The following is a 24,066-nucleotide window of genomic DNA, read 5'->3' as shown; positions in this document are numbered from 1 at the left end:
CCCGAATGAAACGTACGCCTCATCTGCTCGCCATTCAGTCTCACGTGGTGTTCGGCCACGCCGGCAACAGCGCCGCGGTTTTTCCGATGCAGCGGGTCGGGGTCAATGTCTGGCCGCTTAACACCGTGCAGTTTTCCAACCACACCCAGTACGGTCAGTGGGCCGGCGAAGTGCTGGCGCCGCAGCAGATTCCCGAGCTGGTCGAAGGGATCGCCGCGATTGGCGAGCTGGGCAATTGCGATGCGGTGCTGTCCGGTTACCTCGGCAGCGCGGCGCAGGGCCGGGCGATTCTCAGCGGCGTCGAGCGCATCAAATCGGTCAATCCGAAGGCGCTGTATCTGTGCGATCCGGTGATGGGCCATCCGGAGAAGGGCTGCAGCGTACCGACCGAGGTCAGCGATTTCCTGCTGGAAGAGGCGGCGGCCGTGGCGGACATCATGTGTCCGAACCAGTTGGAGCTGGACAGTTTTTCCGGGCGCAAGCCGCAGTCGCTGTTCGATTGCCTGGCAATGGCGCGGGCCTTGCTGGCGCGCGGGCCGAAAGTAGTACTGGTCAAGCATCTGGATTATCCGGGCAAACCGGCCGATGGCTTTGAAATGTTACTGGTGACGGCTGAAGGCAGCTGGCATCTGCGTCGTCCGTTGTTGGCGTTTCCGCGTCAGCCGGTGGGCGTGGGCGATCTGACGTCTGGCCTGTTTCTGGCGCGGGTGCTGCTGGGTGACAGCTTGGTAGCCGCGTTTGAATTCACGGCGGCGGCGGTGCATGAGGTGTTGCTGGAAACTCAGGCGTGCGCCAGTTATGAGTTGCAGCTGGTGCGGGCGCAGGACCGGATTGCGCATCCTCGGGTTAAGTTCGAGGCGACGGCGATCAGTCTTTAAGACCGCGTTGAATCCAATCGCGAGCAGGCTCACTCCTACAGGGAAACGCATTCCAATGTAGGAGTGAGCCTGCTCGCGATAGCGATTTCTTAACGCTACAAATCTCAGGCGTCGCCCTTGATCTCCTGATACCGCTTCTCCAGCTCCTGGCGAATCTGCCGACGCTGCTGCGCCTGCATATAACGACGCTTGTCTTCACTGTTCTGCGGTTGCAGCGGCGGCACGGCGGCCGGTTTGCGCTGATCATCCACCGCGACCATGGTGAAGAAGCAGCTGTTGGTGTGGCGCACCGAGCGTTCGCGGATGTTCTCGGTGACGACTTTGATGCCGACTTCCATCGAGGTGTTGCCGGTGTAGTTGACCGAGGCGAGGAAGGTCACCAGTTCGCCGACATGAATCGGCTCGCGGAAAATCACCTGATCCACCGACAGGGTCACCACGTAGCGGCCGGCATAGCGGCTCGCGCAGGCATAAGCCACTTCGTCGAGGTATTTGAGCAGGGTGCCGCCGTGGACATTGCCAGAGAAGTTGGCCATGTCGGGGGTCATCAGTACCGTCATCGACAGCTGGGCGTTTCCGGGTTCCATAACGTTCTCACGGATCAAGGCTGGTTACTGGAAGCACCTCTGCGGGTGCCTGGTCGCTTTTCAAAAGCACCGTTATCGGGACGCCGGGCGACTGGCCGCCGTCACGCCGGAATCGATCTGTTTCCATATATTGCACCGCCTTCCAGCCACAAGTCGCGGTGTTAACCTGCAAAAGCCCCTTACAAAGGCAATTCCCACACGAAAAGCGGATTTTTACTTCGCTCGCCCAGACATTTCTGACGTCTGCCGGCGAGCCTCGTCATTCAAGGAGCCCACGCCATGCATGCCATCAGTTTTATTCAAGACCTGGCAGTGATCATGTTGGTCGCAGGTGTGGTGACCGTGTTGTTTCATCGCTTCAAACAGCCGGTGGTGCTCGGTTACATCGTCGCCGGCTTCATCATCGGCCCGCACACCCCGCCGTTCGGTCTGATCCACGACGAAGAAACCATCAAGACCCTCGCCGAACTCGGGGTGATTTTCCTGATGTTCTGCCTGGGTCTGGAGTTCAGCCTGCGCAAGCTGTTCAAGGTCGGCGCCACAGCGTTTATCGCGGCGTTCCTCGAGATCGTCCTGATGATCTGGATCGGCTACGAAATCGGTCGCTGGTTCGACTGGAACACCATGGACTCGCTGTTCCTCGGCGCGATTCTGGCGATTTCCTCGACCACCATCATCGTCAAGGCCCTCAATGATCTGAAGATGAAAAACGAGCGCTTTGCGCAGTTGATCTTCGGCGTGCTGATCGTCGAAGACATCCTCGGCATCGGCATCATCGCACTGCTTTCAAGCATCGCCGTCAGCGGCACGGTCAGTTCCGGAGAAGTGTTTTCCACGGTTGGCAAACTGTCGCTGTTCATGATCGTCGCGCTGGTCATCGGCATTCTGCTGGTGCCGCGATTGCTGGCCTATGTGGCCAAATTCGAAAGCAACGAGATGCTGCTGATCACCGTGCTCGGCCTGTGTTTCGGCTTCTGCCTGCTGGTAGTCAAGCTCGAATACAGCATGGTGCTCGGCGCGTTCCTGATCGGCGCGATCATGGCCGAGTCGCGGCAGTTGCTGAAGATCGAGCGGCTGATCGAGCCGGTTCGTGATCTGTTCAGCGCAATCTTCTTCGTCGCCATCGGGCTGATGCTCGACCCGATGATTCTGCTCGAATACGCGTGGCCGATTGCGGTGATCACCGTGGCCGTGGTGCTCGGCAAAATGCTGTCCTGCGGCCTCGGTGCCTTTATCGCCGGCAATGACGGACGCACCTCACTGCGCGTGGGGATGGGCCTGTCACAGATTGGCGAATTTTCCTTCATCATCGCCGCTCTCGGGATGACGTTGCAGGTGACCAGTAACTTCCTCTACCCGGTTGCCGTGGCGGTGTCGGTGATTACCACTTTGCTGACGCCGTATCTGATCCGCGCGGCTGATCCGCTGTCGATCAAGTTGTCCGCGGCTGTGCCCAAGCCTCTCGGCCGCGTGCTGGGCATGTATGGCGAATGGCTGCGCAGCATTCAGCCGCAAGGCGAGGGTGCAATGCTGGCGTCAATCATTCGCAAGATCTTGCTGCAAGTCGGCGTCAACCTGGCGCTGGTGATCGCGATCTTCTTCGCCGGCGCGTATTTCGCTGAACGCATCTCGCTGTGGCTGCAAGACTGGATCAGCGATCCGAGCTGGCAGAAGGCGTTGATCTGGGGCGGTGCCTTGTTGGTGTCGTTGCCGTTCCTGATCGCCGCTTATCGCAAGCTCAAGGCGTTGTCGATGCTGCTGGCGGAGATGGGTGTGAAGCCGGAGATGGCCGGGCGTCACACGCAGCGAGTGCGCCGGGTGATCTCCGAAGTGATCCCGATTCTCTCACTGCTGGTGATTTTCCTGCTGCTGGCAGCCTTGTCGGCCAGTATCTTGCCGACCAACAAGTTGCTGGTACTGATCGCCGTGGTCGCGGCCGCCGTGGCGGCGCTGCTCTGGCGCTGGTTCATCCGCGTGCACACGCGGATGCAGGTGGCGCTGCTGGAAACCCTCGACAACCACAAGGAGTCGTCGGGGCACTGACCTGCCGGGGCGGCTGGCTGATCAGCTTTCCAGCCAGACGTCCCGCGCCCAGTGCCACACCGATTCCCAGGTTTCCTCGGCAATCAACTCTTCTTCGGCCTGCCACAACACCACCGTGCCATCCTCTTCGACACAGTAGTAGTCATCGCCGTCCTGACAGATTGGAATCAGGCTGCGATCCACGCCGGCATCCCAAGCGTTGGCGGCGACATCCGGCAAGTAGGTGTGCGATTGCGGGTCGGTGACAGTTACCGGCTCCAGGCTACCGTAAACCACGTCGCTGACGGTCAGCAAAAACTCTCTGAAGACAAACGGAATGTCGATGAACAGCTGTTCTTCGATTTCGACCAGCAGATCTTCGTCAGGCAACTCCAATGGAACCGGCACGGGTTCGTTGGCTTCACGCAGTTGTTCGATGATTTCTTCCACGTCCGGGATCCTCTTGCTTGAATGGCGCGGTTTATATGGGCCGGTTTATACAGTAGCTCGCTATAGATGCAACCGCGAAATAGAAAACCCCAGCCGAGACTGGGGTTTTTTATTACGGCAAGTGAAGCCTGGAAGGGATCAGCCGTTCTGGCGGATACCGGCCACCAGCCAAGGCTGGTTCTCGCCCTGCGGACGTTCCATGTTCCAGCTTTCGCTGAACACTTCGCCCTGGTCGAAGCGCGAGGTTTTCGACACACCGCTGAAGGTCAGAGTGGCGATGGTCTTGTCGGCACGGTCATCCACGCCGTCCAGTTGTACCTGGAGGTTGTCGATGTAGGTCGACTGGAACGCGTCGCCCAGATCCGCACGCTCACGCTTGAGGAACTCAAGCATTTGCGGGGTCACGAACTCGGCGATCTTGTCCATTTCGTTGGCGTCCCAGTGCTGCTGCAGCGACTGGAAGTGGCTGCGTGCAGCTTCAAGGAAGTTCTGCTCGTTGAACCAGGCCGGCGCGTTGATCACCGGACGGGCGGCAGCAGGTGCAGCCGAACCACCGAAGATCGAACCCATGGCGGCAGGCTTTTGCTCGAACACTTCACGCTGCATCGGCGCGCCGGCCGGAGCGAATTGCTCTTGCTGCTTGCGGCGACGCGCGGCGATGAAGCGGAAGATCACGAACGCGATCACGGCCATGATCAGGATGTCGAAGATCTGCATGCCCTGGAAGCCGCCGCCCATGAACATGGACGCGAGCAGGCCACCGGCGGCGATACCGGCCAGAGGGCCGAGCCATTTCGAAGCACCGCCGGCCTTGGCAGCAGCGCCAGCGGCACCGGCAGCACCTGCGGTCGCCGCAGCGCCGCCGACACCTGGAGAAGAAGGAGCCATCTGGCTGGTCTGGTGCGTCGGCGCAGCGCCGGCGCTTTTGCCACCACCAAAGCGCTTGGCGTTGGCGTCGAGGCTCATCGTCAGGCCGATGCACAACGCCATGGCGATGCTAAGAAAACGTTTCATAAAGGGAATTCCCGTTTGTGGAGACACGCGCGCCATGTTGCACAGCTGAAGTGTTACTGGCTAGCGAGAGAGTGTTTCGGGCTTTTGCCTGACAGGTCGCGTTCAGCTTCGCGAGGCAATAAGAGCGTGTACTTTTGGCTGTAGGAAAAGGAGATAGGTTCCGCAGGATTGTTGGTCAGAACACCAAACCCTGTGGGAGCGAGCCTGCTCGCGAAAGCCGCACCGCGGTCTATCAGATAAACCGCAGCGATTTCATTCGCGAGCAGGCTCGCTCCCACAAAAACAGCAAAACTGGTATCAGATTGCTTCCAGCTTGGCATAACCGAGCATCAGCCATTTGCTGCCTTCGCTGAAGTTCACCTGCACCCGTGCCTGGGCGCCGGCGCCTTCGAAGTTGAGGATCACCCCGTCACCAAAGATCGAATGGCGTACCGCCTGACCGAGGCTGAAACCCGTTTCCGGAATCTCGCTGCCGCTGAACAGATTGCTGCCGCTCATCGACTGATTGCCGCCGAACGGTCGGCTGACGCTGTTCGACAAGCGCACTTCCTGAATCAGGCCTTTCGGTACTTCGCGCACGAAGCGCGAAACCTTGTTGTAGGTCTCGCTGCCGTACAGGCGTCGGGTTTCAGCATAGGTCATCACCAGATTCTGCATCGCCCGGGTAATGCCCACGTAAGCCAGACGCCGTTCTTCTTCAAGACGCCCCGGTTCTTCCAGGCTCATCTTGTGCGGGAACAGGCCTTCTTCCATGCCCACGAGGAACACGTAAGGGAATTCCAGGCCTTTGGCGCTGTGCAGGGTCATCAGCTGAATGCTGTCTTCGTGTTCGTCGGCCTGAGTGTCCCCGGCTTCCAGCGACGCATGGCCGAGGAACGCCGCCAGTGGCGTCAGCTCTTCGTCCTCTTCGGTGTTCTCGAAGTTGCGCGCGGCGCTGACCAGTTCCTCAAGGTTTTCTACCCGGGCCTGGCCTTTCTCGCCTTTTTCCGCCTCGTGATAAGCGATCAGACCGGATTGCTCGATGACGGTTTGCGTCATCAAATGCAGCGGCATTTCCATGCACTTGGCGGCGAGATTTTCGATCAACTCGATAAACGCACCCAGCGCACCGGCGGCGCGACCGGTCAGGCCTTTGTTGGCGACCAGTTGGCGCATCGCTTCCCACATCGACACATCGCTGTGGCGTGCATGGTCGCGAATAGCTTCGACTGTTTTTTCACCGATGCCACGGGCTGGAACGTTGATTACCCGCTCCAGCGCCGCATCGTTGCCACGACCTTCAAGCAAACGCAGATAGGCCATGGCGTTCTTGATTTCGGCACGTTCGAAGAAGCGCTGGCCACCATAAATGCGGTAGGGAATGCGCTCACGCAACAAGGCTTCTTCGAGAACGCGCGACTGGGCGTTGGAGCGGTACAGAATCGCGATATCGCTGCGGGCCAAGCCGGTTTTCAGCGCGCTTTCGATGGTTTCGACAACATAGCGTGCTTCGTCGTGCTCGTTGAACGCGGCGTACAGATTGATCGCTTCGCCGTCGCCGCCGTCGGTCCACAGCTCTTTGCCCAGACGCCCGGTGTTGTTGGCGATCAAGGCGTTGGCGGCCTTGAGGATGCCGGCGGTGGAGCGGTAGTTTTGCTCCAGACGAATGGTCACCGAATCCGGGAAATCGGAAGAATACTGATGAATGTTCTCGATTTTCGCGCCGCGCCAGCCGTAGATCGACTGGTCGTCGTCGCCGACCACCATCAGGCTGTCGCCACCCTTGCCAAGCAAGCGCAACCAGGCGTACTGCACGGCGTTGGTGTCCTGGAACTCGTCCACCAGAATATGCCGGAAGCGTTTTTGATAATGCGCGAGCAGGCCCGGGTGATCGCGCCACAGGTCGAGGGCACGCAGCAGCAGTTCGGAGAAATCGATGACGCCGGCACGCTGGCACGCCGCCTCATAGGCCTCATAGATGCCGCGCATGGTCGCCAGGTACAAATCGCCACTGGCCTGAATGTGTTGCGGACGCAGGCCTTCGTCTTTCTGGCCATTGATGAACCACTGCGCCTGACGCGCCGGCCAGCGTTGCTCGTCGAGGCCGAGCTCGCGGATTACCCGTTTTACCAGCCGTTGCTGGTCATCGCTGTCGAGAATCTGGAAAGTCTGGCTCAGGCCTGCTTCCTGCCAGTGTGCCCGCAGCAAGCGGTGCGCAAGGCCGTGGAAGGTGCCGACCCACATGCCGGCCGGGTTGATCCCCAGCAACTGCTCGATGCGATGACGCATCTCCGCAGCGGCCTTGTTGGTGAAGGTCACCGACAGAATGGAGTGGGGCGAGGCGTTTTCGACCTGGATCAACCAGGCGATACGGTGCACCAGCACTCGGGTTTTACCGGAGCCAGCACCGGCCAGGACCAACTGACGGCCAACGGGGGCTGCTACGGCCTGGCGTTGGGCATCGTTGAGGGAGTTCAGCAGAAGGGAGAGATCATCGCGCATCGGGGCATTCTAGGGTGCGCCGCAGGCCCGGGCAAACCGAGCTTTGCATTAGCCGATGAAACTCCTGTCGATGACGACCGGTCGGTCACTGGCTACAGGCATTGGCCCGCCGCGTTCCCAGGGTTTGGCCGGTGGCAAAGGACGGAAAAGTTTAAGTGAAATTATGATCTTGAGCAGTTTGGCAACGGGATCTGCTTGTGTATGCTCCGTCCACGTTTCGGGCGCACGCCCTCCTTATAAGAACAAGAACGTTGCCCATGACCCTCAGCTCCGAACTGTCGGGCCCCTCCGTGGATCCCCGGGTTATCCGCAAGCACTATGCCGTCGAGATGGCGGTCGAGCGCACGCGTCTGCTGTATCAGGGCTCGTTGTTGCCCACGCTGTTCATGTTGATCAATGGTCTGGTCTGCGCCGCTTTGCTCTGGAGCCCGCAGCGCTATTTCGTGGTCAGCGTCTGGCTGGTGTGGTTGCTGTCACTGGTGGCGTTGCGGGTGATTCAGGTGGCGGCGTTCGATTCGGCGATCCCTGATCGTCAGGCGCAACCGATCTGGCGGCGGATGTTTCTGCTCGGGTCGACCATGACCGGTCTGACCCTGGCCGGTGCCGGCATCGCCCTGGTGCCCGCCGACAACTTCATTCAGCAGGCCTGGGTATTCGGCCTGATCGGCGCCGCAACCCTCTCGGCTAGCGTCGCCTACGCGGTGAGCCTGCCGGCGTTTCTGTCGTTTACCTTGCCCTGCCTGTTGCCGGCGATCGGTTATCTGTTCTGGGGCGGTGACGAGCAGGCGCGCGGTTGGGGCTGGCTCGGTCTGATCCTGCTCGGTTCGCTGAGCGTGGTCGCGTGGCAGGTCAATCGGCTGATTGATCGGGGCTTGCTGCGGCGCTTCCAGAATCAGCATCTGATCGAGCACCTGCAACAGACGCAGTCGCGCAGCGAACAGCTCAATCAGGAACTGGCCAAAGAAATCGACCAGCGCCGCTGCGCCGAGGGCAAATTGCGTGAAGCGCAGGTCGAACTTGAAGACCGCGTTGCCCAGCGCAGCCTTGAACTGGACGCGGCCAATCAGGCCCTTCGCAAAAGCGAAGCGCGGCTGGCGCTGGCGTTGAAGGCCAGTGAGTTGGGTCTGTGGGACTGGAACCTGCAAACCGACGAGGTTCACCACACGCAGATTCAGGAGCTGTTCGGCCTCGCTCCGGAATACGTCACGGCGCTTTTGCGCGACCTCAAGCCACGTCTGCATCCAGACGATGTGCCGACGCTGAAATACGCGTTGATCGAGCACTTGAAGGGGCGCACCGAGGACTATCAGATCGAATACCGCGTACGTCACGGCGATGGCCATTGGGTGTGGATCGAAGACCGAGGCCGCGCCGTAGAGCGCAGCGACAGCGGCCGGGTGATCCGCATGGTCGGTACCCGCCGCGACATCAGCGCCAGCAAAAGCCTCGAAGAGCAGCAGCGCTTGGCGGCGACCGTATTCGAAGCGGCCAGTGAAGGCATCGTGATTCTCGACCCGAACTATGCGCTGATCGCGATCAATCAGGCGTTCAGCCGGGTTACCGGTTACGACATCGAGGACATGCTCGGGCGCAACGTCGTCGAGCTGCCGTGCAGCCGTGATGCCCGCCGCCATTACGTCGCCATCCGTCATGCACTTGAGCAACACGGCAGTTGGCAGGGCGAACTGGTTGAAACCCGCAAGAACGGCGAGCTGTATCCGCAGTGGCTGCAACTGAATGCAGTGCGTGATGGTCGGGGAAATGTCAGCCATATCGTCGGCTTCTTCGCCGATCTGTCAGCACGCCGCGAATCCGAAGAGCGCATGCGCTATCTGACCCATTACGACGAGCTCACCGGGTTGGCCAACCGCTCGCTGTTCCGCGAGCGCTTGCATGAAGCGCATCAACGTTCGCGTCAGGGACGACGCAGTCTGGCGTTGCTGCACATCAATCTGGATCGCTTCAAATTGCTCAACGACAGTCTCGGCCATGAGATTGCTGACCAGTTACTGCAGAAAATGGCGCGCCGGCTGGTCAACGCCTTACCGGAAGCGGATACCATCGCCCGCTTGTCCGGTGACGAGTTCGCCGTACTGTTCGATGCCTACGGCAATCTCTCAAGTCTGGCCCGGGTCGCCACGCGCCTGTCGAGCAAGTTGCGCCTGCCACTGACGGTCGAAGGGCATGAGCTGGTGGTCAGCGCCTCGATGGGCATCAGCATGCTGCCGGACAACGCCCGGGAAATCTCCGCACTGGTCAGCCAGTCGAACATGGCCATGCAACATGCCAAGCATCTGGGCGGGAACAACTTCCAGTTCTACACCGACAGCCTGCAGGCCAGCACCCTTGAGCGCTTGCAGCTGGAAAACCATCTGCGCAAGGCCATCGAAGACAAGCAGCTGAAAGTGTTCTATCAACCGAAGCTGTGCCTGCAAACCGGGCGTTTGAATGCGGCAGAGGCACTGGTGCGCTGGGATCATCCAACCATGGGCCAGGTGCCGCCGGGGGACTTCATCGGGCTGGCCGAGGAAACCGGTCTGATCGGGCCGATCGGCGAATTCGTCCTGCGTCAGGCGTGCTGGCAGGCCTGCGAATGGCAGCGTCAGGGGCTGGAGCCGATTCGTGTTTCGGTGAACCTGTCGGTGCATCAACTGCGTCAGGGCAAACTGGTCAGTCTGGTGCGGCAGGTGCTGGAGGAAACTGGCCTGGCGTCGCACTACCTCGAACTGGAACTGACCGAGAGCCAGTTGCTCGACAGCGTCGAGCACATCATCGCGACCTTCCAGCAACTGCGCGATCTGGGGGTGAAACTGGCCATCGATGATTTTGGCACCGGGTATTCGTCGCTGAGTTACCTCAAGCGCATTCCGGTGGATTACGTGAAGATCGATCAGGCATTCATTCGCGGTTTGGGGGAGGGCAGTGAAGATGCGGCGATCACTCGCGCGATCATTGCCATGGCCCATGGGCTGTCACTGAAAGTGGTCGCCGAAGGTGTCGAGCGCCAGGAGCAGCTGGAATTTTTACGCGCTGAGCGTTGCGATGAAGTGCAGGGTTATCTGATCAGCCGGCCGGTGGAGGCGAGCGGTCTGGCCGGGCTTTTGCGCGAACAGGAAAAACCGTTTTAAGGGCTACATACACCCCATCGCGCCTGATATGGGGACATGGAGTTACGCATTGAGCAGGCAAAAAGCCAATTCATGTAGTATAACTACAAGCGTGCTACATCCTTGCCCATAAGAAGAGTCCAGCCCCTTGAATCTGCTGCAACACATCGCCCAGTCACGTCACCTGTTACGCAAGTCGGAGCTCAAGGTCGCCGACCACGTGCTGCTTGACCCTGCGGCGGTGATGCACAGTTCCATGGCCGACCTGGCCCACAGCGTTGGCATCAGCGAGCCGACCATCGTGCGCTTCTGTCGCGCCATCGGTTGCTCCGGTTTTCAGGATCTCAAACTGAAGTTAGCGCAAAGCCTCGCGGCCGGTGCCAGCTTCGGCCAGTTCGCGATCCATGAAGACGACTCGGTCGCCGACTACAGCCTGAAGATCTTCGACACCACGTTGCACACCTTGATGGAGGTTCGCGAGAAGCTCGATCCGGTTGAGTTGCAGCGTGCGGTGACACTGATGTCGCAGGCGCAGCGGGTCGAGTTCTATGGCTTCGGCGCATCGGGTGCAGTGGCGGCGGATGCGCAGCACAAGTTCTTCCGTTTGCTGCTGACTGCAGCGGCGTATTCCGATCCGCACATGCAGGCGATGTCGGCGGTGACGTTGAAACCGACCGATGTGGCGATCTGTATTTCGCAGTCCGGGCGTTCCAAGGATCTGCTGATCACCGCCAATCTGGTGCGTGAGAGCGGCGCTTCGCTGATTACCTTGTGCCCGAGCCAGACGCCGTTGGCCGAATTGTCGACCGTCAATCTGGCAATCGATGTGCACGAAGACACCGAAATCTATACGCCGCTGACTTCGCGTATTGCTCACCTGGTAGTGATTGACGTGCTGGCGATGGGCGTGGCGATGGCGCGTGGGCCGAGTCTGGTCAATCACCTGAAGAGCGTGAAGCGCAGTCTGCGCAGCTTGCGCTTGTCGCCGAAAGCCGTGAAAGCGCTGGATGACTGAAGTCATCTAAGGTCGTTCCGACCTTAATCGCGAGCAGGCTCGCTCCCACAGGGGATCTTCGGGGTACACAAATTCTGTGTCATACCGAGATCAAGTGTGGGAGCGAGCCTGCTCGCGAAGGCGTCCTCAAAAACACCACAACCCTGCGCAAGTTTCATCGCACTGTCATCGACACGCAGCCAAACCGTCATCCCCGCCGCCTATCGTGAAACTCCCGTCATCGCCTTGGGAGACTCGAAATGGCTCAGCCCTACGAAGAACGCAACAGCGCCGCGAAAACCCGTCGTCAGCAGGAAGACCAGCGCCGCATGGAGTTTCGCCGCGCTATCGAAGATCGCTTCGAACTCCGTCAGCTTCAAGCCGAAATCGGCGACTTTCCCGAGATCACTCACTGGCAGGCAGCACCCGCAGCTTCCCGTCGAAGCGCTCAACCAGCGCGCTGATCTGCACGCGCTCGCTACGGATAAACGCCAGGAAGGCGTGCGCCACCGGTGACAAGCGTTTGGCTTTGGCTTGCACCAGACACCAGCTACGGAATAGCGGCAATTCCTCGACCGGCAGCTCGACGAGCCCGCCGGTCGCCAGTTCCAGGTTCAGGGCGTGGCGCGTCAACAGCGCCAGGCCCAGACCCGCCTGAACACATTCACGCTGAGCTTCGGCCGAGGCCACTTCCTGAGTCTGGGTGAAGTGCACGCGTTTCTCTTTGAAGTACTCTTCGCAGGCCAGTCGTGTGCCCGAGCCGGGCTCGCGGATCAGCAGCGTGTAGGGTTCCAGATCCTGCAACCGCAGCGGGCCCATGTGTGCCAGCGGGTGATCCGGGCGCGCCACGGCAACAATCGGGTTGTTGAGGAACGGCAGGAAATCCAGACCCATGTCCTGCGGCACCATCGACATGATCACCAGATCGTCGCGGTTGTCGGACAGCCTGCGAATCACCTGGCCACGGTTGACCACGGTCAGTTGCAGATTCACTTCCGGGTGCTGACGCTTGAACGCGGCGAACAGGTGCGGCACGAAGTATTTGGCGCTGGATTCCACCGCCAGTTTCAATTGGCCCTGCAGCGAACCCTGCATGTCGGACAGTTGCATATCGAGGTTTTCCAGACGCCCGAAGATGTCCCGGCTGGCGCGCTGAAGTGCTTCGGCGGCTTCGGTCATGTAGAGTTTTTTGCCGACGTAATCGAATAATGGCTGCCCGATCAGCTCTTCGAGCTGACGAATCTGTAGGCTGACGGCCGGTTGCGTGAGCGACATTTCCTCGGCTGCGCGGCTGTAAGAGCGTAAATCACACACTTCGTTGAAGATCTGCAACTGACGCAATGTCATACGCATCAATGACTTACGCATTTCTTATAGGCTCTGTCGGCAGGCTGATTGTTTAACTATAAGTCTTTACTTATGGCTAGCCCAATTTTTATTCATTTTTGTTAATCCCTCATGAGCGCTAGTGTGGACCTGCGACTGAATTGAAACATTTGGTCACGCGTCGACCTGGGTCTAGCAGGTCGTGGTACCACCGGCTCAAGGGAACCTCCAAGTGATAACAAAGATCCTGATCGCCAACCGTGGTGAGATTGCCGTACGAATCGTGCGAGCCTGCGCCGAAATGGGCATTCGCTCGGTTGCGATTTTTTCCGACGCCGACCGCCATGCGCTGCATGTGAAGCGCGCGGACGAGGCCCACAGCATCGGTGCCGAGCCACTGGCCGGTTACCTGAACCCGCGCAAGCTGGTGAACCTGGCGGTTGAAACCGGCTGCGATGCGTTGCACCCCGGTTACGGTTTCCTTTCGGAAAATGCCGAGCTGGCAGACATCTGCGCCGAGCGCGGCATCAAATTCATTGGCCCGTCGGCGGAAGTCATTCGCCGCATGGGCGACAAGACCGAAGCCCGGCGCAGCATGATCAAGGCCGGTGTACCGGTGACGCCGGGCACCGAAGGTAACGTAGCGGACATCGAAGAAGCCTTGGCCGAGGGCGACCGCATCGGTTACCCGGTGATGCTCAAAGCCACTTCCGGTGGTGGCGGTCGCGGTATCCGTCGCTGCAACAGCCGCGAAGAACTCGAACAGAATTTCCCTCGGGTGATTTCCGAAGCAACCAAGGCCTTCGGTTCTGCCGAAGTGTTCCTGGAAAAATGCATCGTCAATCCCAAGCACATCGAAGCGCAGATCCTCGGCGACAGCTTCGGCAACGTCGTGCACCTGTTCGAGCGTGATTGCTCGATCCAGCGCCGTAACCAGAAGCTCATCGAAATCGCCCCAAGCCCGCAACTGACCCCGGAACAGCGCGCCTACATCGGCGACCTGTCGGTGCGAGCGGCCAAGGCGGTGGGCTACGAGAACGCCGGTACCGTGGAGTTCCTGCTCGCCGAGGGCGAGGTGTACTTCATGGAGATGAACACCCGGGTGCAGGTGGAGCACACCATCACTGAAGAAATCACCGGGATCGACATCGTCCGCGAGCAGATTCGCATCGCCTCCGGCCTGCCGTTGTCGGTGAAGCAGGAAGACATTCAGCACCGTGGTTTCGCCTTGCAGTTCCGTATCAACGCCGAAGACCCGAAGAACAACTTCCTGCCGAGCTTCGGCAAGATCACCCGTTACTACGCCCCCGGCGGCCCGGGTGTGCGCACCGACACAGCGATCTACACCGGCTACACCATTCCGCCGTTCTACGACTCGATGTGCCTGAAGCTTGTGGTCTGGGCGCTGACCTGGGAAGAGGCGATGGACCGTGGCCTGCGTGCCCTCGACGACATGCGTCTGCAAGGTGTGAAGACCACCGCCGCGTACTACCAGGAAATTCTGCGCAACCCGGAATTCCGCAGCGGCCAGTTCAATACCAGCTTCGTTGAAAGCCACCCTGAACTGACTAACTACTCGATCAAGCGCAAACCCGAAGAGCTGGCCCTGGCCATCGCCGCCGCCATCGCCGCCCACGCAGGCCTGTGAGGAATACAACAATGTCCAAGAAGATCTTTGTCACCGATACCATCCTGCGCGACGCTCACCAATCGCTGCTCGCCACCCGCATGCGCACCGAAGACATGCTGCCGATCTGCGACAAGCTCGACAAAGTCGGCTACTGGTCGCTGGAGTGCTGGGGCGGGGCGACGTTCGACGCCTGCGTACGGTTTCTGAAAGAAGACCCGTGGGAGCGTCTGCGCCAACTGCGCGCGGCGCTGCCTAACACTCGTCTGCAAATGCTCTTGCGCGGGCAGAACCTGCTGGGCTACCGCCACTACAGCGACGACGTAGTAAAAGCCTTCGTCGCTAAAGCTGCGGTAAACGGCATCGATGTGTTTCGTATCTTCGACGCGATGAACGACGTGCGGAACCTGCGTGTGGCCATCGAAGCGGTGAAGGCTGCCGGCAAACATGCACAGGGCACCATCGCTTACACCACCAGCCCGGTGCACACCATCGATGCGTTCGTCACTCAGGCCAAGCAGATGGAAGCCATGGGTTGCGACTCGGTGGCGATCAAGGACATGGCTGGATTGTTGACCCCGTACGCCACCGGTGAACTGGTTCGCGCGTTGAAGGCCGAGCAATCGCTGCCGGTGTTCATCCACTCCCACGACACTGCCGGTCTGGCGACCATGTGCCAGCTCAAGGCGATCGAAAACGGCGCCGATCATATCGACACCGCGATCTCCAGCTTCGCTTCGGGCACCAGCCACCCGGGCACCGAGTCGATGGTCGCAGCGCTCAAGGGCACCGAGTACGACACCGGCCTGAACCTGGAACTGCTGCAAGAGATCGGTCTGTACTTCTACGCCGTGCGCAAAAAATACCACCAGTTCGAAAGCGAATTCACTGCCGTCGACACCCGTGTGCAGGTCAACCAGGTGCCGGGCGGGATGATCTCCAACCTCGCCAATCAGTTGAAAGAGCAGGGCGCTCTTAACCGCATGGCCGAAGTGCTGGCGGAAATCCCGCGCGTGCGTGAGGACCTTGGCTTTCCGCCGCTGGTGACCCCGACCTCGCAAATCGTCGGCACCCAGGCGTTCTTCAATGTGCTGGCCGGCGAGCGCTACAAGACCATCACCAACGAAGTGAAGCTGTATCTGCAAGGCGGTTACGGCAAAGCGCCGGGCGTGGTCGACGAGAAGCTGCGTCGCCAGGCGATCGGCAGTGAAGAAGTCATCGACGTGCGTCCGGCCGATCTGCTCAAGCCGGAAATGACCAAGCTGCGTGCTGACATCGGCGCCTTAGCCAAGTCGGAAGAAGACGTGCTGACCTTTGCCATGTTCCCGGACATCGGCCGCAAGTTCCTCGAAGAGCGTGCCGCCGGCACCCTCACCCCGGAAGTGCTGCTGCCAATTCCTGAAGCGGGCGGTGTGACAAAAGCGGGCGGCGAAGGCGTGCCGACCGAGTTCGTCATCGACGTTCACGGCGAAACCTATCGCGTCGACATCACTGGTGTCGGTGTGAAGGCCGAAGGCAAGCGTCACTTCTACCTGTCCATCGACGGCATGCCGGAAGAAGTGGTGTTCGAACCGCTCAACGAATTTGTCAGCGGAGGCAGCAGCAAACGCAAGCAGGCGTCGGCGCCGGGCCACGTCAGCACCACCATGCCAGGCAACATCGTCGATGTCCTGGTCAAGGAGGGCGATACCGTCAAGGCCGGCCAGGCTGTGCTGATCACCGAAGCGATGAAGATGGAAACCGAAGTCCAGGCTGCGGTCGCGGGCAAAGTCACCGCGATTCATGTGGCCAAGGGTGATCGGGTGAATCCGGGTGAAATTCTGATCGAGATCGAAGGCTGAGATAACGGCCGCGATCCAACGCTTTAAACCTCGGGGGGCATGTGCTCCCCTTTTTTTTGCGTATTTTGATCCTGTAGGAGCTGCCGAAGGCTGCGATCTTTTGATGTTGTTTGGCGTTCATAAAACAAGATCAAGAGATCGCAGCCTTCGGCAGCTCCTACAAAGAATGTTGTGTCAGTCAGAACGCCATGCGCCATTGGCCCATTACGCCATGAGTGCGGCTGTCAGTGGCCATTTCACCCGTGAGACCCACACCGACCGTGTGATTGGCAGACAGCCCGAGATCGAGGCCTGCATCCACCGAAAGGCTGTTGCGATCCAGCGCGGCACCGGCAATTTCAAAGCGTTTGCCGCCCTTGACCAGTTGCTGGCGGGTGTCGCTTTCGATCTCGCCAAAGGTGTGTTTCCAGCCGGCACTGAATCGCGGTGTCAGCGTCATGCCGTTGTCCAGCCGATTGATTTTCGCCGTGCGCAGGCCAAACGTACTGCTGAGGTTGTCGCGGGTTTGTCCGAAGACTTCCAGCGCCGCATCCCCACCGTTTTCACGGTAGCTGTCGCGTTGATAGCGCTGATAGCCGACGCTGGCAAACGGTTCGAGCGTCGCGTTGTGCCGGCCAATGTTGACCGCCAGTTCGGCAAAGGCTTGTTGGGTGTTGGCGTCATAGTTGCCCTTGAGGCGATCGCTGAAGCCGTTGAAGGCCACGCGACGTTTGCTGGCGCCGTCATGACTGGCGTAGGTCGCCCCGAGACGCAGTGAGAAGGGGCCGTCCTGACGTGCGGCGTAGGCACCGAGGTGCCAGCTGTCGAGTTCGCCATCGTATTGCCGGGCATCGAGTCTGGTCTGCGATTTACCGCCGACCAGGCCGACATGCCATTGCTCGTTGAGCCGCCAGTCGGCGCCCATGACCAGGCCTTGGGTAGCGTGTTTGAGGGTGCTGTCGAAGTTGCGGTCGACTTTGCCACCATGGCCAAGCGCCTGAATCCACACGCGCCCGGAATCGGCAGCGCCGGCGGCCTGACGCGGCGAGTTGCCGGAACTGTAGGCAGAACCGTAACGGCTATTCAGTTGCTGCATGGCCGAAAGCATGCTCGCGCTCACCGGAGTGATGCTGCTCAGCGTGGCTTTGGCGAGGTTGGCGTTGCTGCCGGCGGCGAGTTGTTCGAGGGCGACCGGTGCGGTGGTTTTGTCGCTGGTCAGAAGCGCGGCGACTGCTGCGTTTGCAGGTTTTATTGGCGCAGGTGCGGGCTGTTCGGCGGACTCGTTAACTTGCGCAGTAAGAGGTTCGTCCGGCATTGGCGATGGGACGGACTCTGCAATGGGAGTCGGCGCTGAAGTCGGAACAGGAACAGAAATTGGAGCTGGTGCAGACGCCGTCAATGGCGTTGGTGTCGCTGATGGCGCAGGTGCTGTTGGATCGACAATGCCCTCGGCAGCGGCACGAGCGTTGTCCGTCGTGGCAGCGCTCGAAAGCGGCTCACCGTTACGGGCGTAAGTCAGCCCGACGGACTTTTTGTTGTATTGCGCAGTGGCTGTCATGAAGGCGAGGTCGCTAACGACCGTACCGAATTCGCCTTCTACCTTGCCGGCTTCGAGGATTTTGTACTGTCTGCTTTGCGGATATTCTCCCGGAGCCGCAACGACTTTCAGGGTGGCGCCTTCCAGCTTGGCGGTGCCATCAACCTTGATCGTTTGACTGCCACCGGGGGTTACCTCGTAAGCCAGTTCGGCGGTCGGGGACAAGCGCAAGTCGCCTTTCACGCGCGGGCTGCCTAGCACCTCATTGACGGTGAGCAGGCCGGCGACCTCCAGGCTTCCCACCACACCTTTACCGGCAAAGCTGCCACCGCTCTCGACATACACGTCGCCCTTGATGCTTCCCAAGTTGGTCAGAGCGGTACCACTGTTCACCAGCACACCTTCCTTGAAGTCTCCCTTGGAACTCGACGTCCAGGCTCCTCGAGCGAGAAATAGACCGTTGAAGTTACGTGTGTCTTTCAACTCTCCGCCTTCAGCGGCATTCAAAAAGAGGACGTTATCCCCCTCGCCACCATCCAGCAGGCCCGTAAAGCTTGCGCCGTCCGTGAGCGTGATCAGATCGTTTACAGCGGTACCTTTAAAAGTCTTTTCAGGGGTTTCAAAAGCGATGGGCACCGTACTTGGGGCAGTGAGAAATGCCCTGAGTCGTTCAAGCGCCATTTCTTTATGGCTGGTTTCGGACGATTCTGCAGCATCCATTATTGCGGGTGAATCAGCGACTTCAGAGGGTTGCTGAGCGTTGGCGACCGCTACGCAACCCAGCGCCAGCGAAATGGCCAAAGCCAAGTGTTTTGGTTTGAATATGTGTTGAGTGGGCATCGGGTTGGGCCTTTCTTTGGAAGAAGACCCAACTCTATTGATGCACCCGAAAATCCGATGTCGGCTGCTTCCCGTAGGCTTGCAGGCGACATCGCATCATTTTGTAGAAAATGACCGCGAGATTCGCAACCAAGACTTTTACTCGGCTGCTGCGGTCCTTTTTCCTACAATCAATCCAGCCCCCGCCGACTGTTCAACCTCAAAAACTCATCTGCCACTGCCCGATCAAACCGTGATTGCGGCTGTTGCTGCCGATCTCACCGCTGTATCCCACACCCAGCGTGTGCCGCGCCGAGATCCCCACATCCAGCCCGGCTTCCAGCACCAGGCTGTCGCGATCCAGCGAGCTGCCATCGACACTGAACGCCGTGCCGCCGGTTATAAAGGCCTGACGAGTCGAGCTGCTGACATCGCCATAGGTGTGTTTCCAGCCAGCGGCCATGCGCGGGGTCACGCTCATGCCGTTGTCCAGGCTGCTCAGGTGCGCTAGGCGCAGGCCGAAGGTGCTGCTGAAGTTGTCTTGGGTCTGGCTGTCGACTTGCAGTGCGGCGGCGCCACCTTTTTCCTGGTAGCCGTCGCGGTGGTAGCGCTGATAGCCGAGGCTGGCGAATGGTTCGGCGCTGAGGCGCCCGCTGCCCATGGCATAGCCGAGTTCGGCGAAGGCTTGCTGGCTATCGGCGTCGTAGTCGCCTTTCGGGCGGTCGCTGAAACCATTGAAGGCGATGGTGCGTTTGCTTTCGCCCTGATGGCCGCTGTACGCCGCGCCGAGGCGCAAAGCGATCGGGCCGTTCTGGTGCAGCGCGTAGACGCCGGCGTGCCAGCTCTCGACGTTGCCGTCGACGCCGGTCGCGTCCAGATCGGTTTTCGAATAGCCGCCCAGTACGCCCAGACGCCACGCCGGATTCAGTGCCCAGTCGGCGCCTAGCACGCTGCCCTTGGTGCGTTGCTCCAGACCACTGCTGCCGTGTTCGCCATCGAGCTTGCCGTAGCCGCCGATGCCTTGCAGCCAGAGCCGGCCGCGAGCGTTCGGATCATTCAGGTTGCGCGCCTCGGTCGGCACGCCGTTGGCCGCCAGCACGGGCGTGTCGCGTTGATCGAGGCCGACCAGCAGTCCCGGGCTGCCGCCCATTTGCTGCATCGCCGAGAGCATGCTGTTGCCGACCTGACTGCTGGCGCCGAGGGTGGCGCTGGTCAGGTTGGCGTTGCTGGCACCTGCCAGTTGCTCGATCGCCGCGCCGGCGCTGCTTTGGCTGGTATTGAGCAAGGCGTTGTACAAGGCGTTGTCTTTGCCGATTGAGGCGAGGCTGTTGGCGGCGTTGCTGCCGTTGCCGGTCGTGGCGAACTCATTGAACGCCACGTCATTGCGGGTGTAGGTCAGGTCGACCTGGGTTGGCGTGTAGGCGAGGGTCGGCGTCAGGAACGCATAGTCGCTGCTGACCTTGCCGAAAGTGCCGTTGACCTGCGCCGCTTGCAGCACGGTGTAGTGGCTCTGCCATGGATAGGTGCCGCTGCCGGGATTCACCGCGAGGGTTGCGCCGTTGAGATTGGCGATGCCGCCAACCTGCACGGGCGCGCTGCTGCCGTCGGCGTTGACACCGTAGGCGAGAGTGGCGGTGCTGCCCATGGTCAAATCGCGAACAATCGTGGCGCGGCCGAGTCCGGTGTCCGTGTGCAAAATGCCGTTAACGTTAAGATTGCCCACCGAGCCGCCACCGGCATACACACCGCCCGCGTCGACGGTCAGGTTGCCAGCGATGCTGCCCTGATTGATCAGCGTTGCGCCGTTGCGCACCGCGCCGCCGTCGCTGAAATCGCCACTGCCCGACAGCGTCCACGCGCCTTGCTTGACCTCCAGCCATTCGAAGTTGCGACTGGCGCCGAAGCTGCCACCGGCCGCATCGTCCATCACCACCCGGTCGTAACCGCTGCCGCCATCCACCACGCCGACAAAGCGACTGCCGTTGCGCAAGGTCAGGCTGTCGTTACCGCCACCCAGATCCAGCGCCAGGCCATTGCTGCCGCTGATCGTGCCGCCGTTGATGACGTTGTCGGCGAAATCACCGACGAACTTCACGCCAAAACCGTTGAGGCCTTGAATGGTGCCGAAGTTTTCCAGCGTGGTCGCCGCCAGTCCCGAGCCGCCGCTGCCATCGTCGACCAGAATGGCGCTGTCGGCACCGCTGATCAAAGCGTTGCTGGCGTTGAGGATGGAACCGCCACCCAGCGCGATACCCTCGCTGCCGTTGGCGAAACCACCCTTGTCCACACCGCCCGCACCGACGCCCTGAATGGTCCCGTAGTTTTCGATGTGGGCGATCTTGTCGATGTCCACGCCGTCGCCGTCACCGTTCGCTTGCAAGCCTGAGTAAGCCCCGGTGATGGTGCCGTGGTTGATCACCGTGCCATCGCCGTCGGAACCGAAGCCGGAACCATTACGGCCGGTGATCTGCCCGTAGTTGATCAGCGTCGCGCCAAGGTCGGTGGTGATGCCATGGCGGCCACCGGAAATCACCCCGTAGTTGGTCACACTGACGCCGCTCGCGGAATCGATATCGATGCCGTCGAATTTCTCGTCGGCATTGTGCGAATCGCCGGTGGAAATCTCGCCATAGTTGCTGATCATCGCATTCGCGCCGGTCTTCATGCCGTCACTGGCGTCGCCGCGAATCAGCCCGCCGACGCGGTTGATAATGGTGGTTTTCACGCCGGCACTGCGTAGCGCATCGAGGTCCAGTCCCTGGCCGGTGGTGGAGCGAATCACGCCGCTGTTGTCGATCAACAGACTGCCGCTGACAAAGTTGCTGTCGATGCGCAAAGCATCGTTGGCGCCGAGAATCTGCCCGCCGCTGCGGTTGTAAATCGTGTAGTTGCGCGCCTGGGTCAGGTCACCGCTGCTGTCGATGGCCCGGCCACCGCTGGAAACGATTTTGCCGGCGTTATCGATCACCACACCTTCACTACTGGTCTTGTCTTTCAGGCTCACGGCCTTGCCGCTGTTGGTGATGCTGCCCGGTGCGGAAATCGTCAGCGTATCGCTGCCTCCCAGCGTTTGCGCTGCCGTGGTGGCGGTGTCGATCTGCACGGTTTTGCCGTGGGCTGCCGTGGCGGTGATCAACAGGGCAATGGCGAGAGACAGACGCTGGGGCGGGAACGGCATGGTCGGACGGCCTTTTTGTTATAAGACGGGCCGTCCTGTATAGCGAAGGGTTTTTACAGAATGATGTCGGTTGCTGATCTGCATTGTTTTGCATTCAGATTTCGCTTGTCAGGAGTAAATCTGCATTTTGTTGCAGATTTTGGCGTTCTATCAGGCTTTGAATGCACTACATTGCATCCGGCATCAATGAAGGCTCTGTTGAAATGTATTTAAAAGTAGAGGAAATGAAAGCGTGGGATCTGCAATGAGCCTGACGGTAGCTGAGCGCATGGCGCTCATCGAAAGCATCCAAGAAGCGCTGGCCGACGGGACATTGGACATCAGCGAAGCCGTCCGCCGTTTACGAGTGGAGGTGACAGGGCTGCATCAAATCCAATTCGCTAAGATGTGCAAAATTTCGGTCCGCACGTTGATACACATAGAGCACGCTGAGGGTAATCAGACGTTGAGGTCGTTGGACTCAATATTCCGATTGTTTGGCCTGAAAATGGGCGTCGTGCGGATACGCCGAGAGCCCCATTAAAACCCGACGCAGCCCGCAATGTGCTGATCGCCCTAGCTACGCCGCACATATGCCTTTCCATAATGGCGTTCCATTTTCGCCTGAATCAATTCCAGTCCAATCGACATCAGCCAGTAAATGATCGCCGCCGTCGTCAGCATTTCGATATAGCGGTAGCTTGAGCGTCCATAGGACTGGGCGAGAAACATCACTTCCCAGACGCCCATTACCGAAATCAGCGACGAGTCCTTGAGCATCGAGATGAACTGGTTGGTGGTGGGCGGGATGATCGTGCGCATGGCTTGCGGCAGGGTGATGCGCCAGAAAATCACCGTCTCGCGCATACCCAGTGCCAGCGAAGCTTCGCGCTGGCCGTGGTCGACACCGAGGATGCCGGCGCGGAAGATTTCGCTGAGATAGGCGCCGTAGTTCAACGACAGGGCAATGATGCCCGCGACGATGGCGCCAGGCACGATGCCCAGTTGTGGCAAGCCCAGGTAGATCAACAGGATCTGAATGAGCAGTGGCGTGCCGCGAAAGAACGAGGTGTAGAAACTGGCGATGCCGAACGCCACGGCGCTTTTCGACAGGCGCGCCAATGCCGTGATGAAGCCCAGCAGGGACGAGGCGACAATCGAGCACATACACAGGAAAAGCGTCAGCGCCGCGCCTTGCAGAAAGCCGTTGGGCGCCAGGTGCAAGCCGACCAGGTTGGGCAGTTTGTCGAGGATGATCGAGAACTTCAGGTCGAAGCTCAGGAAGAACCCGGCGAACAGGCAGAACAGCGCCGCCCATGTCAGGTACAGCCGCGTACGAAAACCGAACAGGCGTTGCAGGCGTGATTCAGCCACCGGTTGTGGTGGCTGTGGAGGTGTCGGGAAAGAAGTCATTGGCTTATATCAGCGCCGATCCATTTTTGTGACAGCTTGCTCAGGGTGCCCTCCTGCTTCAGTTGCGCGAAGACTTCACGCACCTTGGCGTCCCATTGCGCATCACCCTTTTCGATGGCCACCGAATTCGGCTCCGAGTACAGCGGCGCGCCGGCCAGTTTGAAGCGTTTGTCTTCGTTCAGGCGTGGCTGCGCGGTGACGAGGTTGGTGAGGATTGCATCCAGGCGCACGCCGGCGCCCAGGCCCAAATCCTGGAAGGCGACGTTATCGGTATCGTACGGCGCGATCTGCACATCTTCGAACGGGTACTGCAACTGCTTGTCTTCGGCACCTTCGATGACCAGGTTCTTGTTCAGATAGCTTTCGTAACTGGACGCGCTGGTGAGGCCGACTTTTTTGCCGCTCAGATCCTTGGCGTCGTGGATCCGCTCATCCTTGGCGTTGACCACGATCACCGCTGGCGAGGCGTAGTACTCGACCGGGAAGTCGAACACTTCGGCGCGGGCCTTGCTCGGCGTCATCGAGCAGATGCAGATATCGTAGCGCCCGCTCCAGCGGCCGGCGGCAATGACGTCCCAGGACGGTGTCTCCAGTCGCAACTTCACGCCTAACTTGTCAGCCACGGCCTTAGCGACGTCCACATCGAAGCCATCAAGCTGATTCTGGTCATTGAGAAACGAGAACGGTGGGTAGCTTTCCATCAGCACGCCGACCAGTTCTTTCTTTTGCTCGATACGGTCCAGCGTCGTGCCACCAAAGGCTTGCGTGGAGGCGACCAGAATGGTCAGGCCCAAGGCCATTAGCGGTTGAAATTTCACAGTCGATCCCTGGGTA

17 protein-coding genes are annotated in these 24,066 nt (G+C 59.9%); 8 read left to right on the top strand and 9 right to left on the bottom strand.

Features of this window, described 5'->3' with window-relative positions; genetic code table 11:
- Positions 1-5: 5 nt before the first annotated feature.
- Complete coding sequence (gene pdxY, locus LOY43_RS28395) at positions 6-878, top strand: pyridoxal kinase PdxY (protein WP_095049617.1); 873 nt, start codon at positions 6-8, stop codon at positions 876-878.
- A gap of 104 nt (positions 879-982) precedes the next feature.
- Here pdxY and LOY43_RS28390 read toward each other — a convergent pair whose 3' ends face one another.
- Positions 983-1,465 (bottom strand): acyl-CoA thioesterase, encoded by a 483-nt coding sequence (locus LOY43_RS28390; protein WP_003229693.1) that lies wholly within the window; start codon positions 1,463-1,465, stop codon positions 983-985.
- A gap of 279 nt (positions 1,466-1,744) precedes the next feature.
- On the opposite strand from LOY43_RS28390, the gene LOY43_RS28385 reads away from it, so the two are divergent.
- The gene (locus LOY43_RS28385; protein WP_007912064.1) at positions 1,745-3,508 is read left to right on the top strand and encodes a cation:proton antiporter; all 1,764 of its coding nucleotides are present in this window, start codon (positions 1,745-1,747) and stop codon (positions 3,506-3,508) included.
- 21 nt (positions 3,509-3,529) lie between these two features.
- Here the strand turns inward: LOY43_RS28385 and LOY43_RS28380 are convergent, their stop codons facing one another.
- The 3 genes from LOY43_RS28380 to uvrD all read right to left on the bottom strand — a co-directional run bounded on the left by LOY43_RS28380 (position 3,530) and on the right by uvrD (position 7,432).
- The gene (locus LOY43_RS28380; RefSeq protein ID WP_003187120.1) at positions 3,530-3,937 is read right to left on the bottom strand and encodes an SMI1/KNR4 family protein; all 408 of its coding nucleotides are present in this window, start codon (positions 3,935-3,937) and stop codon (positions 3,530-3,532) included.
- A 138-nt stretch (positions 3,938-4,075) separates the two neighbouring features.
- A complete protein-coding gene (locus tag LOY43_RS28375; RefSeq protein ID WP_038359440.1) occupies positions 4,076-4,951 on the bottom strand; it encodes a Tim44 domain-containing protein in 876 nt (291 codons plus the stop codon).
- Positions 4,952-5,248: 297 nt separating this feature from the next.
- Positions 5,249-7,432 (bottom strand): DNA helicase II, encoded by a 2,184-nt coding sequence (gene uvrD, locus LOY43_RS28370; protein ID WP_003229685.1) that lies wholly within the window; start codon positions 7,430-7,432, stop codon positions 5,249-5,251.
- Positions 7,433-7,689: 257 nt separating this feature from the next.
- Here uvrD and LOY43_RS28365 point away from each other — a divergent pair, with 257 nt between their 5' ends.
- The 3 genes from LOY43_RS28365 (at position 7,690) to LOY43_RS28355 (ending at position 11,997) form a co-directional block, all read left to right on the top strand.
- Entirely contained in the window at positions 7,690-10,560 is a 2,871-nt protein-coding gene (locus LOY43_RS28365; RefSeq protein WP_095049621.1) for a GGDEF domain-containing phosphodiesterase, read from the top strand.
- Between the two features lie 127 nt (positions 10,561-10,687).
- Positions 10,688-11,554, top strand: coding sequence for a transcriptional regulator HexR (hexR, locus tag LOY43_RS28360; protein WP_007962240.1), 867 nt, complete (start codon positions 10,688-10,690; stop codon positions 11,552-11,554).
- Positions 11,555-11,793: 239 nt separating this feature from the next.
- Positions 11,794-11,997, top strand: coding sequence for a PA3496 family putative envelope integrity protein (locus LOY43_RS28355; protein WP_008078845.1), 204 nt, complete (start codon positions 11,794-11,796; stop codon positions 11,995-11,997).
- Here the strand turns inward: LOY43_RS28355 and LOY43_RS28350 are convergent.
- Positions 11,939-12,901, bottom strand: a complete 963-nt coding sequence (locus LOY43_RS28350) for a LysR family transcriptional regulator (protein WP_095049622.1) — start codon at positions 12,899-12,901, stop codon at positions 11,939-11,941. The two genes, LOY43_RS28355 and LOY43_RS28350, sit on opposite strands and share 59 nt — an antisense overlap.
- 190 nt (positions 12,902-13,091) lie before the next feature.
- Here LOY43_RS28350 and LOY43_RS28345 point away from each other — a divergent pair, with 190 nt between their 5' ends.
- Both LOY43_RS28345 and oadA read left to right on the top strand, forming a co-directional pair.
- Complete coding sequence (locus LOY43_RS28345; protein WP_025112637.1) at positions 13,092-14,507, top strand: acetyl-CoA carboxylase biotin carboxylase subunit; 1,416 nt, start codon at positions 13,092-13,094, stop codon at positions 14,505-14,507.
- An 11-nt stretch (positions 14,508-14,518) separates the two neighbouring features.
- On the top strand, positions 14,519-16,327 hold the full coding sequence (oadA, locus tag LOY43_RS28340; RefSeq protein ID WP_095049623.1) for a sodium-extruding oxaloacetate decarboxylase subunit alpha: 1,809 nt from the start codon (positions 14,519-14,521) through the stop codon (positions 16,325-16,327).
- A 178-nt stretch (positions 16,328-16,505) separates the two neighbouring features.
- Here oadA and LOY43_RS28335 read toward each other — a convergent pair whose 3' ends face one another.
- Both LOY43_RS28335 and LOY43_RS28330 read right to left on the bottom strand, forming a co-directional pair.
- Entirely contained in the window at positions 16,506-18,683 is a 2,178-nt protein-coding gene (locus LOY43_RS28335) for an autotransporter domain-containing protein (protein ID WP_258709008.1), read from the bottom strand.
- A 199-nt stretch (positions 18,684-18,882) separates the two neighbouring features.
- Positions 18,883-21,840, bottom strand: coding sequence for an autotransporter domain-containing protein (locus LOY43_RS28330; RefSeq protein ID WP_258709007.1), 2,958 nt, complete (start codon positions 21,838-21,840; stop codon positions 18,883-18,885).
- Between the two features lie 244 nt (positions 21,841-22,084).
- On the opposite strand from LOY43_RS28330, the gene LOY43_RS28325 reads away from it, so the two are divergent.
- Positions 22,085-22,363 carry a helix-turn-helix transcriptional regulator gene (locus LOY43_RS28325; protein ID WP_095049626.1) on the top strand — a complete coding sequence of 93 codons (279 nt, stop codon included), beginning with the start codon at positions 22,085-22,087 and terminating at the stop codon, positions 22,361-22,363.
- 32 nt (positions 22,364-22,395) lie between these two features.
- On the opposite strand, the gene LOY43_RS28320 is transcribed toward LOY43_RS28325, so the two are convergent.
- Entirely contained in the window at positions 22,396-23,232 is an 837-nt protein-coding gene (locus LOY43_RS28320; RefSeq protein WP_095125055.1) for an amino acid ABC transporter permease, read from the bottom strand.
- Entirely contained in the window at positions 23,229-24,050 is an 822-nt protein-coding gene (locus tag LOY43_RS28315; RefSeq protein WP_258709006.1) for an ABC transporter substrate-binding protein, read from the bottom strand. The genes LOY43_RS28320 and LOY43_RS28315 overlap by 4 nt, the downstream gene beginning before the upstream one ends.
- Positions 24,051-24,066 lie beyond the last annotated feature (16 nt).

Origin of the sequence: Pseudomonas sp. B21-041 (assembly GCF_024748675.1) — a bacterium.
GTDB lineage: Bacteria > Pseudomonadota > Gammaproteobacteria > Pseudomonadales > Pseudomonadaceae > Aquipseudomonas > Aquipseudomonas neuropathica.
This window is presented reverse-complemented; position numbering and strand designations above follow the sequence as displayed.

Excerpts from the sequence above, each read along its gene's own strand:
- LOY43_RS28385 (WP_007912064.1), top strand. The coding sequence starts at position 1,745 with ATGCATGCCATCAGTTTTATTCAAGACCTGGCAGTGATCATGTTGGTC.
- LOY43_RS28335 (WP_258709008.1), bottom strand. The coding sequence starts at position 18,683 with ATGCCCACTCAACACATATTCAAACCAAAACACTTGGCTTTGGCCATT.
- pdxY (WP_095049617.1), top strand. The coding sequence starts at position 6 with ATGAAACGTACGCCTCATCTGCTCGCCATTCAGTCTCACGTGGTGTTC.
- LOY43_RS28320 (WP_095125055.1), bottom strand. The coding sequence starts at position 23,232 with ATGACTTCTTTCCCGACACCTCCACAGCCACCACAACCGGTGGCTGAA.
- LOY43_RS28355 (WP_008078845.1), top strand. The coding sequence starts at position 11,794 with ATGGCTCAGCCCTACGAAGAACGCAACAGCGCCGCGAAAACCCGTCGT.
- LOY43_RS28330 (WP_258709007.1), bottom strand. The coding sequence starts at position 21,840 with ATGCCGTTCCCGCCCCAGCGTCTGTCTCTCGCCATTGCCCTGTTGATC.
- LOY43_RS28325 (WP_095049626.1), top strand. The coding sequence starts at position 22,085 with ATGAGCCTGACGGTAGCTGAGCGCATGGCGCTCATCGAAAGCATCCAA.
- LOY43_RS28365 (WP_095049621.1), top strand. The coding sequence starts at position 7,690 with ATGACCCTCAGCTCCGAACTGTCGGGCCCCTCCGTGGATCCCCGGGTT.
- LOY43_RS28390 (WP_003229693.1), bottom strand. The coding sequence starts at position 1,465 with ATGGAACCCGGAAACGCCCAGCTGTCGATGACGGTACTGATGACCCCC.
- LOY43_RS28375 (WP_038359440.1), bottom strand. The coding sequence starts at position 4,951 with ATGAAACGTTTTCTTAGCATCGCCATGGCGTTGTGCATCGGCCTGACG.
- LOY43_RS28350 (WP_095049622.1), bottom strand. The coding sequence starts at position 12,901 with ATGCGTAAGTCATTGATGCGTATGACATTGCGTCAGTTGCAGATCTTC.
- oadA (WP_095049623.1), top strand. The coding sequence starts at position 14,519 with ATGTCCAAGAAGATCTTTGTCACCGATACCATCCTGCGCGACGCTCAC.
- uvrD (WP_003229685.1), bottom strand. The coding sequence starts at position 7,432 with ATGCGCGATGATCTCTCCCTTCTGCTGAACTCCCTCAACGATGCCCAA.